This window comes from Azospirillum sp. B21 (assembly GCF_008364825.1).
In the GTDB taxonomy this organism is placed as follows: Bacteria; Pseudomonadota; Alphaproteobacteria; order Azospirillales; family Azospirillaceae; genus Azospirillum.
On record NZ_VTTO01000018.1, the window covers coordinates 34,627 to 49,965 of the forward strand.

The following is a 15,339-nucleotide window of genomic DNA, read 5'->3' on the forward strand; positions in this document are numbered from 1 at the left end:
ACCATAGCACCGACGGAATATGCAGGCCAGTATACACAGCTGCGACCAAAGCGGTTGCAGGCCGGGGGTCAGTGCACCGGGCCAGCCCCCAGATAGAGGTGCCCGACCGTCTCGTCCTCCAGGATTTCCTGGGCCGTGCCTTCCCGGTGCACCCGCCCCATGACCAGCACATAGGCGCGGTCGGAGACCTCCAGCGATTCCGCCGCGTTCTGCTCGACCATCAGGACCGAAACGCCTTCGCGGTCGCGGATGCGGCGGATATGGGCGAACAGCTCGTCCATCATCAGCGGCGACAGGCCTGCCGACGGCTCGTCGAGCAGCAGGTGACGCGGTCCCGGCATCAGCGCGCGGGCGAGCGCCAGCATCTGCCGCTCGCCGCCCGACAGGCTGTCGGCCCGCGCCCCGGCCTTGCGGCCGAGGTTGGGATAATGCTCCAGCAGTTGCTCCAGCCGGGCCTTGCGGGCGGCGGGCTCGACGAACTGGCCGCCCAGCTCCAGATTCTCGCGGATGGTGAGCGGGCCGAAGATGTTGTCGAGCTGCGGCACATAGGCGACGCCGCAGTCGCGGATGCGCCTGTGGACCGGGATTCCGGCGAGATCACGGCCGTCGGCGACGACGCGGCCGGCACGCGGGCGGAGCTGGCCGACGACGGTCTTCAGCAGCGTCGACTTGCCCGACCCGTTGGGGCCGAGGATGGTGACGATCTCCCCCGGCTCCACCGTGACGGACAGGCCGTTCAGGATGTCGGCGTCCGGCACATAGCCGGCGCGCACCTCATGCACCGAAAGCGTCATGCTCTGGCTCCGCTCGATTTGGCGCCGGCCGTTCCCCCGGCAACGACCCGCAGTGGAACGCCGGGGCGGCGGCGGCCGAGATAGGCCTCGACCACCTGCTGGTTGCCGCTCAGCTCGTCGGGCCGGCAGTTGGCGATCACCGCCCCCTTGTCCAGCGCGAGGCAGCGGTCGCACAGGTCGCCGATGAAGCCCATGTCGTGCTCGACGATGACCAGCGCGGTGCCGCCCTCGCGGATGCGGCGCAGATGGTCGGCCATGCGCCGGCGCAGCGACGGGTTGACGCCCGCCGTCGGCTCGTCGAGCAGCAGCACCGCCGGGTCGTCCATCAGCGCCGCCGCCAGCCCGAGCAGCTTCTGCTGCCCGCCGGACAGGCCGCCGGCCGGATGGTCGGCGAGGCCGGCGAGGTCGACCTCCGCCAGCAGGCCCATCGCCTTGTCGAGGAAGGCCGCCTCCTCGCGCCGCACCGCCCCCGGCGTCAGCAGCGACCGCCAGGGCGAGGCGCCGGCCGGCAGGCGTCCACCGGCCAGCATCACCTCCAGCACCGACATCCGGGCCGGGAGCTTGGGCAGCTGGAAGGTGCGACGCAGGCCGAGCCGGCTCGGCTGCCAGGCGCGGCGCGCGCTGACGGCGGTTCCGTCGAAGCGGATCTCGCCGCTGGTGGGGGCGAGGAAGCCGCTCAGCAGATTGAGCAGGGTCGTCTTGCCCGAGCCGTTGGGGCCGACCAGACCGACGATCTCGCGCGCGCCGATCTCCAGACTGACATGGTTGACCGCGGTCAGCCCGCCGAAGCTGCGGGTGACGTCATGGGCGCTGAGCATGGAGCCTCCGCAGCCGTTCGGGGACCAGCCCCTGGGGTTTCAGCATCAGGGCGGCCAGCACGATCGAGCCGATGGCGAAGACGCGCAGGCTGCCGGTCAGGTCGGACGGGAGGGCGACGATGTCCTTCAGGAACGGGATGCCGGCGTAGAGCGTGGTGACCAGCAGGGCGCCGACCACCGCCCCCGCGACATTGCCGAGCCCGCCGAGCACGACCATCGTCCAGATCAGGAAGGTCTCGAAGGGCAGCAGCTGGTCCGGTCCGATGAAGGCGAGGTAGAGGGTGTAGAGCCCGCCGGCCAGCCCGGCCATCGCCCCGCCGATCGCCAGCACCTTGACCTTGCAGGCGACGATGTCGTGGCCGAGCGCGGTGGCGAGGTCGGGGTTCTCGCGCATCAGCCGCAGCACGCGGCCGAACTGGGTTTCCCCAAGCCGCCGCGCCGTCAGCGCCGTGGCGAGCAGGAGCGCCGCCGCCAGCGCCAGGGTGGCCAGTGCTCGCGCCGGGCCGTCGAGACCGGGGAACAGGCCGGTGATGCCGCCGATGCCCTGCGGCCCGCCGGTCAGCCAATCCTCGTTGAGGGCGACCAGCCGCACCAGCTCGGCCACCGCCAGCGTCGCCAGCGCCCAGTATTCGGCGGCGAGGTCGCGCCCGAGCCGGCCGATGGCGAAGCCGCCGAGCGCCGCCGCAGCCATGCCGGCGAGCAGGGCGGCCGGCCAGGGCAGCCCGGCACGGGTCAGGATGGCGACCGCGTAGGCGCCGATGCCGAACAGCGCGATCTGGCCGAAATTCAGCAGGCCGCTGGTGCCGGCCTGGAGGTTGAGGCTGACCGCGGCGATCCCGAAGATCGCCGACATGATCAGCACATGCAGGCAGAACTCAAGCACGGCGCCCTCCCCGGCTCAGCAGCCCTTCCGGGCGGTACACGAGGGTCACGACGATCAGCGCGAAGCCGATGCCGGTCAGGTAGCCGAGCGGCAGATAGCGCGGCCCCTCGCCCGCCAGAAGTCCGAAATCGATGCGCATCACCAGCGTCTCGGCCAGCGCGATGGCGAAGGCGCCCATCACGGCGCCCGGCAGGCTGCCGAGCCCGCCGACGATGGCGGCGGCGAAGACCGGCAGCAGCAGCATCTGCCCCATGCCGATGTCGAGTTGGGTGACCAGCGCCAGCAGGATGCCGCCGGTGCCGGCCAGTGTGCCGCCGAGGAAGACGGTGACCAGCGTGACGCGCCGGGCGTCGATGCCGGACGCGGTGGCAAGCGCCGGGTTGGCTGCGATGGCGCGGATCGAACGCCCGAGCGGGGTCAGCCGCAGCATGGCGAAGAAGCCGATCAGGCAGACGGCGGTGATGACGATCGCCGCGATCTGAAGATCCGACAGGATGGCGCCCCACAGATCGTGCGGCGGGGTCAGCGGCGTGTCGAACTGCTGCGGCCGGGTGCCAAAGACGGCCTGGAGACCGGCCCGCAGCATCATGGCGATGGCGAGCGAGCCGATCAGCGCGCTGGCCGGTCCGACGGCGGCGAGCCGCTCGAAGGCGAAGCGGTGCAGCAGCATCGCCGCCAGCCCGGCGGCGAGCGCCCCGGCGATGGCGGCGCCGACCAGCCCGCCGGCGGGAAACAGGGCGGCCACGGCCAGCGCCACCGCCGCGCCGAGCGGCGCCATCTCGACATGGGCGACATTGGGGAAGCGGCTGACTCCGTAGGACAGGCTGAGGCCGAGCGCGATCAGGGCGAGGTCGCTCGTCCGGATCAGGGTGTCGATCAGTATCTGGATCACGGGCGTGTCTCCGGTCGGCCGGATCGGGGCTCCCGGCCGACCGGGAACCCCTGTTTGCGGAAGGTCCGGGCTGGAGTGGCGGCTCCTACTTGGCCGCCGTCTTCAGCTCGCCGCTCTTGTAGGAGACGACGATGTAGGGCTGGGTCTTGCGCTGACCCTGGGCGTCGAAGGCGATCGGCCCGGTCGCCCCGGCATAGTCGCCGAGCGCGGCCAGCGCGTCGCGGATCTTAGCCGGTTCGGTGCTGCCGGCCTTGTTGATCGCGGCGGCGGCCATCATCACGGCGTCGTAGGTGTAGCCGCTGAAGGTGGTGGCGAACTCCTTGCCGAATTTCTTCTGGTAAGCGTCGCGGTACCATGCGCCGTCGGGACCGACATAGTTGACCTCCATGCCCATCTGGCCCTCGACCGTTTCCGGCCGTGAGTCGGCGGTGCACATCGACAGGTAGATGCCGAACCACGGCGTCTTCGACAGGCCGAGTTCGAAGGCCTCGCGGTTGATCGTCGCCGCCTCCTGGCCGTAGCCGGAGTAGATGATGACGTCGGGCTTGGCCGCGGCGATGCGCTGCAACTCGCGCCGGTAGTTCGACTGCCCCTCGGTGTAGAGCAGGTTGGCAACCATCTGGCCGCCCAGCGCCTCGAACGCCGCCTTCGTCTCGGTGTAGACGCCCTGGCCATAGGCGTTGTTGGGGGCGAGGAAGACCGCCTTGCGGTGGCCCATGCCGTAGACGGCCTCTGCGGTGAATTTTCCGGCGACGTCGTCCAGCCCGATGGTGCTGAAGGACCGGTCGCCGATGGTCTTGATCACCGGCGAGGAGGAACCGGGATTGATGTGGACGATCCCCTCGCGCTGGAGATACTGGCCGACCGGGATGGTGTTGCCCGACGAATACTCGCCGATCACCACCGGGGTCTTCGACACGGACACCAGCTTGCGCGCCGCGTCGATGGCGCTCTGTGCCCGCCCGCCGGAATCCTCGACCGCGACCGCCAGCTTGCGGCCCAGCACGCCGCCATCGGCGTTGACCTTGTCCACCGCCAGTTCGATGCCGCGGCGCTGGTCCTCGCCGATGGTGGCGCTGGCGCCGCTCAGCGGCAGGACGGCGCCCAGGGTCACCGTGTCCTGCGCCCGCGCCGCGCCGCCACCCAGCAGCGCCAGCGCCATCGCGCCCAGCAGCGCCCCATTCGCGGAACGCCGGGTCAGGCCGCTGCTCATGACCCGGGGCAAGCCATTCATCCTCGCCATCGCACATCTCCCTGACGGTGAACGTTAATCTGAATGACAATCTGTATACACTTAAGCGTATCGCCACGCTCATTGCCCCGTCAACGGAATTGTTCGTTAGGCAATCATTTGTGCAACTGCACAAGATTTAGGCCCGATTTATAGGCGATGCAGCATCGGAGAGAATTCTGTGGACTATTCTGTATACAGTTACGTATCGTGCTTGGGAGAAGCGGTGCCGCCATCCGGTCCGCAGGCGTTATAGGAGACAATCATGAGCATCCAGCGTATCGAGGTCGGCCCGCGCATGAGCCAGGCCGTCGTCTGCGGCGGTCTTGTCTACACCGCGGGCGTGGTGGCGCTGCGGGCGCCGGGCGCCTCCGTGGCCGAGCAGACCACCGACATCCTCGGCCGGATCGACGAACTGCTGGCCGCTGCGGGCACCGACAAGACCAAGCTGCTGACCGCCACCATCTGGCTCGCCGACATCGCCGGCTTCGCCGAGATGAACGGGGTGTGGGACGCCTGGGTGGCCTCCGGCAACACGCCGGTGCGCGCCTGCGTCGAGGCCAAGCTCGCCGCCCCGCAGTTCACCGTCGAAATCCAGGTGACCGCGTCGCTGTGACCGCCCCGGCCGGGGAAGCGTGCATCCCAGGGAGGCTTTCATGAAGGTCATCGTGATGGGCAGCGGGGTCGTCGGGGTGACGACGGCCTACTGCCTTCTCAAGGACGGACACGAGGTCACCGTCGTCGAACGGCATGACGGGGCGGCCGACGAGACCAGCTTCGCCAATGCGGGGCTGGTGGCGCCCGGCCACGCCTACACCTGGGCGTCGCCGAAGGCCCCGAAAATCCTGCTGAAGTCGCTGTGGCGCAACGACCAGGCGCTGCGTTTCCGGCTGCGGTTGGATCCGGCGCTGTGGTCCTGGTCGCTGAAATTCCTCGGCAACTGCCGGGCGGATCGGGTGGCGGTCAACACCGCCCGCAAGGTGCGGCTCAGCCTCTATTCGCAGGACATGCTGCATGAGGTGGTCGAGGACACCGGGGTCGCCTTCGACGGCGCCAAGGGCGGTCTGCTCTACCTCTACCGCACCCCCGCGGCCTTCGAGGCCGGGGTCGCCAAGATGAAGATCCTGACCGACAACGGCCTGCCGCTGGAGGTGGTGGACCGCGACCGCGCCGCCGCCATTGACCCGGCCCTGCTGCCGACCAAGAACCGCATCGTCGGCGGCATCTATGCGCCGTCCGACGAGAGCGGCGACGCCCGGCTGTTCACCCGCAACCTCGCGGACTGGTGCGCGGAGCGCGGCGTGCGCTTCCTCTACGGCACGACGATCCGCGGCGTCGAGACCGCCGCCGGCGAGGTGTCCGGGCTGCTCACCGACAAGGGCAGGCTCACCGCCGACGCCTATGTGCTGGCGCTGGGCTGCCAGAGCGCGGCACTGGCGAAGCCGCTCGGCCTGTCGCTGCCGATCTACCCGATCAAGGGCTATTCGGTCACCGTGCCGGTGGCGGGGCGCAACAACACGCCGCGCATCGGCGGGGTGGACGAGGAGAACCTCGTCGCCTACGCGCCGATGGGCGACCGTCTGCGCATCACCGCGACCGCCGATTTCGCCGGCTACGACAAGCGTCACAGCCCGGCCGACTTCCAGACCATGCTGGCGGCGGCGCGCGACCTCTTCCCCGACGCGGCCGACTACAGCCGGCCCAGCTATTGGGCGGGGCTGCGGCCGATGACACCCGAAGGGACGCCGATCTTTGGACGCGGGCGCCAGCGCAACCTGTTTCTCAACACCGGGCACGGCCACATGGGCTGGACCATGTCCTGCGGGTCGGCCCGGATCACCGCCGACCTGATCGCCGGCCGCACTCCGGCCATTCCGCTCGACGGCATGCAGGCCGTCCACTGACAGACGCGCGGGCGGCGCCGCGTCCATGGCGGCGCGCCCACGCCAATGGGAGACCTCCCGAGATGGATACCAACATCACCGTTGACGAAGGCGGCGGCGTTTCCCCGGCCGCCACCCCAAACGCCGCCCCAACCGCCACCGTGGTCCTGCCCTTCGCGACCGACGGCGGCCTCGCCGCCCGCGCCGCCATCGGGCTGCTGGTGCTCGCCACCGACCAGACCATCGAGCATGAATGGCGCTTCCTGCTCGGCCAACCGGGGGTCGCCGTCTACAACGCGCGTCTGTGGAACGACAAGGAGATCGTGCCGGAAACGCTGGCCCGGATGGAGCAGGACATCGCCCCGACGACCCGCCTGATCCTGCCCGAGCTGCCGCTGGACGTGGTGGCCTTCGGCTGCACCTCGGGCAGCATGGTGATCGGTCCGGAGTGCGTGCGCGAACGGATCCGCGAGGCGCGGCCAGGCATCGCCACCACGACCCCGGTCGAGGCGGTGGATGCCGCCCTCGCCGCCCTGGGCGCGCGGCGCATCGGCCTCGTCGCGCCCTACCAGCGGAGCGTCGGCGAAGCGATGCGGGATTACTTCGTGAAGGCCGGCTATCGGGTGCCGGTTCTGGCGATCTTCGACGAGCCCGACGATACGGTCGCGGCGCGCATCGCTCCGGACTCCATCGCCGCCGCGGTCGAGCAGGCCGCCACCCACCCGGAGGTGGACGCCGTCTTCGTCTCCTGCACCAGCCTGCGCGTCGCCGAGGCGGTCGAGGCGCTGGAGGCGCGCACCGGCAAGCCGGTCACCTCAAGCAACCACGCGCTGGCCTGGCACAGCCTGCGCCTTGCCGGCGTCATGGATCCGCTGGATGACCGTGGCCGGCTTTTCCGCACACCCGCATCGGCCTCTCCGGCGGCATGAGGCATGCCTGCCCAGGCACCCCGGCGACCTACGCGACGATGCCCGCATCATGAAGGCGGCCGATCTCCGCGGAAGGCAGCCCCAGCAGATCGGCCAGCACCGCGTCGGTGTCCTGCCCCAGACGGGGGGCCGGGCGATGATCGGTGCGCCCGCCCATGCCCGGAAAGCCGAGCGGCGATCCGGGAACCAGCAGCGACCCGACGCCGGGCTGGTCGATTTCACGGAAAAGCGGGTTGGCGGTGGAGCAGCGTGCGTCCTCGGCGACGAGCTGGCCGAAATCGCGGTAGGGCCCCCAAAGCACGCCCGAGCCGGCGAACGCGCCCTCCACCTCCGCCAGCGTGCGCGCGGCGAACCAGGGGGCGAGCACGGCGGAGATCGCATCGCGGGCCTGGAAGCGTCCGCCTTCGTCATCCATGTCCACGCCCATCAGCGGGCCGATCATCGCCAACCTGTCGGCCAGCCCGGTCGCTTTGCCGAGCGCCTTCCACTGTCGGTTGGAAATGGCGACGACCATCGCGCGCCGCCCATCGGCGGTGGGGAAGTCGCGGCCATAGGCGCCGTACAGGTCGTTGCCCATCGGCTGGCGCACGGTGCCGTTCACCCGGACGTCGGCGAGGTAGCCGAGATTGCCGACGGTCGCCAGCATCACGTCGGCCAGCGCCACCGTCACCTCCTGCCCCCGGCCGGTGCGGCGTCGATGCCGTTCGGCGGCCAGCAGCCCGGTGGCGAGGTAGAGACCGGCCGCCACGTCCCAGGCCGGCAGAACATGGTTCACCGGTTCCCCTCCCCTGCCGGTCGCCATCGGGAATCCGCCGGCGCAGTTGACCGTGTAATCCACCGCGGCCGATCCGTCCGGATTGCCGGTCAGCCGCATCATGATCAGGTCGTCGCGCTTGGCGGAAAGCGCCTCGTAACCCATCCAGCCGCTGGCCGGCAGGTTGGTCAGCAGAAAACCGGCATCCTCGCCCGACGCGGTGATGATGGCCTGGGCGATCTCCCGCCCCTCCGGCTTGTCGAGCGCCAAGGTGACCGACCGCTTCGCCTTGTTCAGCGCCGTCCAATAGAGGCTGGTGCCGTTGGGCGCCAGCGGCCAGCGGCGGTGGTCGATGTTGCCGCCGATGGGGTCGATGCGGATCACCTCCGCGCCCAACTGGGCCAGGGTCATGCCGCCCAGCGGAGCCGCGACGAAGGCCGAGACTTCGACGATGCGCAGATCGGAAAGTAGCGAGGACATGGGAGACGGGTTCCGCTCGCGGTGGATGGAGAGGGGGATGGGACTGAGTCAGATCGGAGCGCGGACGCGCCCCGACCTTGCACGACCCATCCTCACACGCACCGGCCGCCGTCGATCTCCAGCACCACGCCGGTGATGAAGGCTGCCTCGTCGGAGGCGAGATACAGCGCGGCGTTGGCGACGTCGGAGGGCTGGCCCAGGCGGCCGAGCGGCACGATGCCCAGCATGCGCGCCCGCTTCTCCGGAGTGTCGCCGCCCATGAAGGTGGCGAGCAGCGGCGTTTCGGTGGCGACCGGAGCCAGCGCGCAGACGCGGATGTTGTCGGGCGCCAGTTCCAGCGCCAGCGACTGGGTGATGTTGTGTACCGCGCCCTTGGTGGCGTTGTACCAGACCAGGCCAGGACGCGGACGCAACCCGGCGGTGGAGCCGAGATTGAGGATCACGCCGGACTTCTGCGCCCGCATCGTCGCCACCACCGCCTTGGAATAGAGGTAGATCGACTTGACGTTCAGGGCGAAGACGCGGTCGAATTCCTCTTCGGTCACGGTCTCGAATGGGCCGTTGGCATGGGTGGAGCCGGCATTGTTCACCAGGATGTCGAGGCGCCCGAATTTCTCGACCGTGGCGGCGATGGTCATCTCGACATCGGCGGTTTTGGTGACGTTGGCGGCGATGCCGATGGCGGCCTCGCCCAGCCGCTCCGCCACCGCACGGGCGGCGTCGCCGTTGATGTCCACGACCGCCACGCGGGCGCCCTCGCGCACGAAGGTCTCGGCCATCGCAAGACCCAGGCCCTGCGCCGCCCCGGTGATCAGGGCAACCTTGCCGTCCAGGCGCTTCGTCATTCTCGGTTCCTTCCCCAGGGAATTATGTGGTGATGGGGGGAGGCTATCCGCGCCGAACGGGCCGTGCTATGGACCATCCGTCATAACTGCTATCAGCAACCAAAGCATAACGGGGTGGAACACGGCCCCAGGCGCCTCCAAAAGTCTCCTTCAAAGCGCGCTGTCCTCCCCCGCGCTGCCGGGAGCGACGACCTTGCCCTTCAGCACGCCGTTGGCGACGCATTTGACGACTTCGACATGGATCAGCCGCAGCAGGGCGCGAGTCGCCTTCGATACCGGCTGATGCAGCGGCGTCGCGGTGACCAGCATGGCATGCATGTCCTTAGACGTGATCTCGCGCGCGATCAGCCGGCCCTGGCGCACCTCGCGGTGGACGGCGCCGAAGGGAAGGATGGTCGATCCCATTCCCTCCTCCACCAATTGCTTGATGGCGGTGACGGAGTCGATCTCCATATCGACCTGCAGATCGATGTCGGCCCGGCGCACCGCCGCATCCACCACCCGGCGCAGGCCGTTTTCCAGGCCGGGCAGCACGAAACGCAGGTCGGCCAGCATCTCCACCTCGACCGGCCCGTCGTTGCCGGCACCGGCGTCCTTCGCCGACTGCACCAGGAGCAGGTTCTCCACCAGCAGCGGCGACGACAGCATGCTGCGCCCGCGCCGGGCGTCGTAAAGGACGGCGAGGTCGAGGCGTCCGCCCTCCACCCATTCCAGCAGCGTGCCGCTGAACACCTCGTGGATGCGCAGCGTGGCGTCGGGATAGTTCTCGTGGAACCGGCGGGCCAGCGGCGCCCCCAGCGTTGCGCAGATCGATGGGGGCAGACCCAGGGTGACGGACCCGGTCAGCCGTTCCGACTGGTCCTGGATCTCCTCCTTGATCTCCGACAGCGCGCCCAGCAGATGGCGGACCACGTCGTACAGCTTGCGCCCTTGCTGGGTCAGCGACACGCCGCGTCCATGACGGTAGAACAGGCTGGTGCGCAGCTCGTGCTCCAGCTTCTGGACCTGCCGGCTCAGCGCCGGCTGCGTGATGCCCAGCTTGACCGAGGCCTTGGAGAAGCTGCCAAGATCGGCCACCTGAACGAAATAGCGCAGTTCCAGAAGTTCCATCGCGGGCGGCCTTGTCCTTTCAGTCCTCCCCGTCGGATAGCGAATACGCCGGTATGATACAAGCGTGGTCGCGACAGGTCAGTTCCGCCCGCCCGGCACCCCTCAATTGCGGCGCGACAGCAATCCACGTGCGACCACCTGGGCCTGGATTTCCGCCGCTCCTTCGAAGATGTTCAGGATACGGGCGTCGCACAGCACCCGGCTGACCGGATATTCGACGGCGTAGCCGTTGCCGCCATGGATTTGCACCGAGTTGTCGGCGTTCGACCAGGCGACGCGCGCAGCCAGCAGCTTCGCCATGCCGGCTTCGATGTCGCAGCGACGGTCGCTGTCCTTCTCCCGCGCGGCGAAATAGGTCAGCTGGCGGGCGATCATCGTTTCCACCGCCATCCAGGCCAGCTTGCCGGCGACGCGCGGGAAGGCGGCGAGCGGACGGCCGAACTGGACGCGCTCCTGGGCATAGCGCAGGCCAAGCTCCATGGCGTTCTGCGCCACGCCGACGGCACGGGCGGCGGTCTGCACGCGGGCGGATTCGAAGGTCGCCATCAACTGCTTGAAGCCCTGGCCCTCGACGCCGCCCAGCAGGTTCTCGCGGGGGACGGCGAAGCCGTCGAAGCCGATTTCATATTCCTTCATGCCGCGATAGCCCAGCACCGGGATCTCGCCGCCGCTCATGCCCTCCGCCGGAAAGGGATCATCCTCGGTGCCGCGCGGCTTCTCGGCCAGCAGCATCGACAGGCCGCGATAGCCGGGGGCGTCCGGATCGGTGCGCACCAGCAGCGTCATCAGATCCGACCGGCTGCCATGGGTGATCCAGGTCTTCGCCCCGGTGACGCGGTAGAGGTCGCCGTCCGGCACCGCGCGGGTGCGCAGGCTGCCCAGGTCGGACCCGGTGTTGGGCTCGGTGAACACGGCGGTCGGCAGGATCTCGCCCGACGCGATGCGCGGCAGCCAGCGCGCCCGCTGTTCGGCGGTGCCGCCCATGCGGATCAGTTCGGCCGCGATCTCCGCACGGGTGCCGAGAGAACCGACGCCGATGTAGCCGCGCGACAGTTCCTCCGTCACCACGCACATGGCGAGCTTGCCCATGCCCAGCCCGCCGTCCTCCTCCGGCACGGTCAGGCCGAACACGCCCATCTCCGCCATCTGCTCGACGACGGCAAGTGGGATCAGCTCGTCCTTCAGATGCCAGTCGTGGGCATGCGGCTCCACCGCGTCGGCCACGAAGCGGCGGAACTGGTCGCGGACCATGTCCAGCGCCTCGTCCTCTAGGGCCGCGTCGCCGAAGCCGCCGCCATGCAGCGCATCGGTCAGCAGTTCGGCGATGCGCAGCCGCAGGCCGGAGGCGTTGCCGGCGGCGATCAGCCGGCGCACCGCCTCGGTGCGGAAGGCGTCCCGCTCCGCCTCGCCCAGCCCGAAATCGGCGGGCCGGACGATTTCGCCCTGGCTCATCGCCAGACCGCCGTCGAGCTGGGCCAGATACTCGCCAAACGCCGCCTGGAGCATGGCCGCTTCCAGTTCGCCCAGCCGGCCGGCGTGATCCAGCCGGTCCGCCCAGCCCCGCATCTGGCGCAATGCCGCGGCATAGGTCGCGACCCAGGCGAAGCCATGCGCCGCCACCTGATGGCGGTCGAGCAGTGCGGCGTCCACGCGCCCATCCGGCGCCACCAGCGCCGCGACGCCGCGCTCCGCCGCCTCAGCCAACTGCGCCACCGCGTCGAGCGCCGAGGCCGTGGCCTGCAGCAAGTCGGGAAGCAGATGCGGATGGGCTTCGGACGGGCTGACGGTGCTCAAGGTGGAAGACATCGGCGCGTTTCCCCGGTGTTCGTTGTACGGTGTTTGCTATCAGGTCAAACTGTCGCTGAAGACGGGCGGCTCGTCACTCCGCTGCCGCTTTTCCGCGGGACGGCAGGGAGGCCTCGATTCCGGCGGCGGCCACTCCGGCGAAGGCCTGCTCAACCAACCGGCGCTGGTCGGCGTCGTGATCGCCGTGGAAGCTGCCGGCGGGAGAGGCCGCCTCGGCACGGGCCACGCAGGCGACGCGCGGCTCGGCACAGCCGGCAGCCCCCCGCAATGCCTCCAGCCGGCGGTCGAGGTAGGTCCAGGCGCCCAGGTTTTCCGGCTCCTCCTGCACCCACAGGCAGGATGCGTCCGGCCAACGGCGGAACAGAGCCGACAGTTCGGCCTCGGGCAACGGATACAGCATCTCCAGCCGCACCACCGCCACATCCTCGACACCCAGGGCGGCGCGTTCCCGCTCCAGCTCATAAGCCAGCTTGCCGCTGCACAGCAGGATGCGACTGACGCGCTCGCCGGCGGTGACGACGACCGGCTGGAACCCGGTGCCGGACGCGAAGTCGGCCAGCGCCGACACCGCCGCCGGCAAGCGCAGCAGGGTCTTCGGGCTCAGCACCACCAGCGGCTTGCGGTCGCGCCGCAGCATCTGCCGGCGCAACAGGTGGAAGTAGTTTGCCGGGGTGGACGGATGCGCGATGCGGATGTTGTCGCGCGCCGCCATCTGGAGGAAGCGCTCCGGCCGGGCGGAGGAATGCTCCGGCCCCTGCCCTTCCAGCCCGTGCGGCAGCAGGATGACGAGGCCGGAGGGCTGGCGCCACTTGTCCTCCGCGCTGACGACGAACTGGTCGATCATGATCTGGGCGCCGTTGGCGAAATCGCCGAACTGCGCCTCCCAGATCACCAGCGCGTCGGGCCGCTCCAGGCTGTAGCCGTATTCGAAGCCGAGCACGGCATATTCCGACAGCGGGCTGTTGACCACGTCGAAGCGGGCCTGGGTGACGCCCAGATGGTTCAGGGTGACATGGCGCTTCCCGGTGACCGCATCGGTCAGGGCGAAATGCCGGTGGGAGAAGGCGCCGCGCACCACGTCCTGGCCGGTCAGCCGCACCGGCACCCCGTCGGCCAGCAGCGTGGCGAAGGCCAGCGCCTCGCCGGTCGCCCAGTCCAGCGGCTCCTCGGCGCGGCGGCGGATGACGCGCTCCACCTTGCGGTCGACCGTCAGTCCGCCGGGGATGGCGGCCAGCGCCGCCAGCAGGGCCTGCAGCCGGTCGGGACCGATGCCGGTGTCCGGTTCGACGGCAGCCGATCCGCCGGAAGCGAACGGCGCCCAGCGTCCGCCTGGGAAGCCGTCATGGTTCGGCCGGTGATCGGCGGCGGCGGCAAGCGCCTCCTGGAAGCGGGCCTTGTGCCCGGCGGCAAGCGCTTCGACGGCGCCCTCCCCGACTACCCCTTCGGCGGCCAGACGCCCGGCATAGAGCACGCGTACGGGCGGGTGGGCGTCGATCGCCGCGTAGTCCAACGGCTGGGTGAAGCGCGGCTCGTCGATCTCGTTGTGACCGTTGCGGCGGTAACCGACGAGGTCGATCACCGCATCGCGCCCGTGCGTCTGCCGGAAAGCGACCGCGAGGTCGGCAGCCTGCAGCGCCGCGTCCGGATCGTCGGCGTTGACGTGCAGGATAGGGCTGTCCACCGCCTTCCACAGCCCGGTGCAATGGAGGGAGGTCCGCGCCTCGTCGCGTTCGGTGGTGAAGCCGATCTGGTTGTTGACGATGATATGGATGGTGCCGGCAACGGTGAAGCCGGCGACGCCGGACAGTTGCAGCGCCTCGGTCACGCTGCCTTGGCCGATCACGCTCGCGTCGGTGTGCAGCAGCACGCACAACACCTGGCGAGCCTCGCCGCCCTGCTCCCGGACCAGATCCTGACGCGCCCGCGCACGGCCCAGGGTGACCGGATTGATCGCCTCCAGATGCGACGGGTTGGGGGACAGGGTCAACGCCAGTGTTCCTTCCCCGAAGGACAGGCTGCTTTCCACCCCCATGTGATAGGGGACGTCGGCGGGAACCGGCGGGTCGGCCTGGAAGGGATGCATGCCCTTGATGCCGGCAAAGAGTTCGACCAGCGGTTTGCCCAGCACATTGGCCATCAGGCTGAGCCGGCCGCGATGCATGGTTCCGACCTGCACCTCGGTGACGCCCGCAGCAGCCGCTGCCGCGAGGATGCGGTCCAGCAGCGGAATCAACGTCTCCATTCCCTCCGCGCCGAACCGCTTCTTCGTCGGGTAGCGGGTGCCGAGCAGCCTTTCGAATTCCTCCGCCGCGCTCAGCAGCGACATCGCCCGGCGACGTGCCTCCGCCGATGGGGCGGCAGCGGTCCCCTCATAGGCGTCGCGCAGCCAGGACCGCAGAGCCGGATCGTCGATATGGGCGGTTTCCAGCGTCAGCGTGCCCTGATAGAGCCGGCGCAGCCGCAAGGTCTCCGCATCCTCGGACGCCGGCCCGGCGGGAGGCGCGGTACGGCCCAGCGGATCGAGGGCGGCGGCGGCATGGCCGCGCTGGCGGATTTCCTCCTGCTGCAGCGACAGCCGATCGGTCGCCGGCCCGCCGGATGCCGGCAAGGCCGGAGTGACCGCGCCCAGTTCGTCCAGGATCTGGAAGACGGCGCGCCAGCTCACGTCCACCGACGCAGGATCGTCGCGGAAGCGCTCCTGCAACGCTTCGAGATAGGCGGCCCCGGCGGCGTTGAGCGGAGAGGACGGCCTAGACATGGCGCTTACCGTTCATGCGGTTGAACATCCGTCGTTTGAGGCGGTTGGGAACAGTTCGCCACAGACTATCGATCGGCCGCCCGTCGCGGAGCGCATGGCGTGCCTGTAACAGATATTCATTGCGGGCATAGCAAACCGTCAGCACCCACCCCGGTT

13 protein-coding genes are annotated in these 15,339 nt (G+C 69.6%); 3 read left to right on the top strand and 10 right to left on the bottom strand.

Going from position 1 to position 15,339, the window contains the following annotated elements:
* Positions 1 to 68: 68 nt before the first annotated feature.
* The 5 genes from FZ983_RS27835 to FZ983_RS27855 form a co-directional block, all read right to left on the bottom strand.
* The gene (locus FZ983_RS27835) at positions 69 to 794 is read right to left on the bottom strand and encodes an ABC transporter ATP-binding protein (protein ID WP_111069668.1); all 726 of its coding nucleotides are present in this window, start codon (positions 792 to 794) and stop codon (positions 69 to 71) included.
* The gene (locus FZ983_RS27840) at positions 791 to 1,612 is read right to left on the bottom strand and encodes an ABC transporter ATP-binding protein (RefSeq protein WP_149227543.1); all 822 of its coding nucleotides are present in this window, start codon (positions 1,610 to 1,612) and stop codon (positions 791 to 793) included. Before FZ983_RS27840 ends, FZ983_RS27835 begins: the two co-directional genes overlap by 4 nt.
* Positions 1,596 to 2,495, bottom strand: a complete 900-nt coding sequence (locus tag FZ983_RS27845) for a branched-chain amino acid ABC transporter permease (protein ID WP_211103003.1) — start codon at positions 2,493 to 2,495, stop codon at positions 1,596 to 1,598. The genes FZ983_RS27840 and FZ983_RS27845 overlap by 17 nt, the downstream gene beginning before the upstream one ends.
* Entirely contained in the window at positions 2,488 to 3,387 is a 900-nt protein-coding gene (locus FZ983_RS27850; protein WP_188092553.1) for a branched-chain amino acid ABC transporter permease, read from the bottom strand. The genes FZ983_RS27845 and FZ983_RS27850 overlap by 8 nt, the downstream gene beginning before the upstream one ends.
* A gap of 85 nt (positions 3,388 to 3,472) precedes the next feature.
* On the bottom strand, positions 3,473 to 4,630 hold the full coding sequence (locus FZ983_RS27855; RefSeq protein ID WP_211103004.1) for an ABC transporter substrate-binding protein: 1,158 nt from the start codon (positions 4,628 to 4,630) through the stop codon (positions 3,473 to 3,475).
* A 253-nt stretch (positions 4,631 to 4,883) separates the two neighbouring features.
* Between FZ983_RS27855 and FZ983_RS27860 the strand changes: the two genes are divergently transcribed.
* The 3 genes from FZ983_RS27860 to FZ983_RS27870 all read left to right on the top strand — a co-directional run bounded on the left by FZ983_RS27860 (position 4,884) and on the right by FZ983_RS27870 (position 7,430).
* The gene (locus FZ983_RS27860) at positions 4,884 to 5,234 is read left to right on the top strand and encodes a RidA family protein (protein WP_149227547.1); all 351 of its coding nucleotides are present in this window, start codon (positions 4,884 to 4,886) and stop codon (positions 5,232 to 5,234) included.
* 40 nt (positions 5,235 to 5,274) lie between these two features.
* Entirely contained in the window at positions 5,275 to 6,522 is a 1,248-nt protein-coding gene (locus FZ983_RS27865; RefSeq protein ID WP_149227549.1) for a D-amino acid dehydrogenase, read from the top strand.
* A 62-nt stretch (positions 6,523 to 6,584) separates the two neighbouring features.
* Positions 6,585 to 7,430: an aspartate/glutamate racemase family protein gene (locus tag FZ983_RS27870; RefSeq protein ID WP_188092554.1), complete on the top strand. Its 846-nt coding sequence runs from the start codon at positions 6,585 to 6,587 to the stop codon at positions 7,428 to 7,430.
* 28 nt (positions 7,431 to 7,458) lie between these two features.
* On the opposite strand, the gene FZ983_RS27875 is transcribed toward FZ983_RS27870, so the two are convergent.
* The 5 genes from FZ983_RS27875 to FZ983_RS27895 all read right to left on the bottom strand — a co-directional run bounded on the left by FZ983_RS27875 (position 7,459) and on the right by FZ983_RS27895 (position 15,183).
* A complete protein-coding gene (locus FZ983_RS27875; RefSeq protein ID WP_149227551.1) occupies positions 7,459 to 8,664 on the bottom strand; it encodes a CoA transferase in 1,206 nt (401 codons plus the stop codon).
* 92 nt (positions 8,665 to 8,756) lie between these two features.
* A complete protein-coding gene (locus tag FZ983_RS27880) occupies positions 8,757 to 9,509 on the bottom strand; it encodes a glucose 1-dehydrogenase (RefSeq protein ID WP_149227553.1) in 753 nt (250 codons plus the stop codon).
* Between the two features lie 150 nt (positions 9,510 to 9,659).
* The gene (locus tag FZ983_RS27885) at positions 9,660 to 10,619 is read right to left on the bottom strand and encodes a LysR substrate-binding domain-containing protein (RefSeq protein ID WP_149227555.1); all 960 of its coding nucleotides are present in this window, start codon (positions 10,617 to 10,619) and stop codon (positions 9,660 to 9,662) included.
* Between the two features lie 102 nt (positions 10,620 to 10,721).
* Positions 10,722 to 12,425, bottom strand: a complete 1,704-nt coding sequence (locus FZ983_RS27890) for an acyl-CoA dehydrogenase family protein (RefSeq protein ID WP_149227557.1) — start codon at positions 12,423 to 12,425, stop codon at positions 10,722 to 10,724.
* 73 nt (positions 12,426 to 12,498) lie between these two features.
* Positions 12,499 to 15,183, bottom strand: coding sequence for a 2-oxoglutarate dehydrogenase E1 component (locus tag FZ983_RS27895; RefSeq protein WP_149227559.1), 2,685 nt, complete (start codon positions 15,181 to 15,183; stop codon positions 12,499 to 12,501).
* Between the last annotated feature and the right edge of the window lie 156 nt (positions 15,184 to 15,339).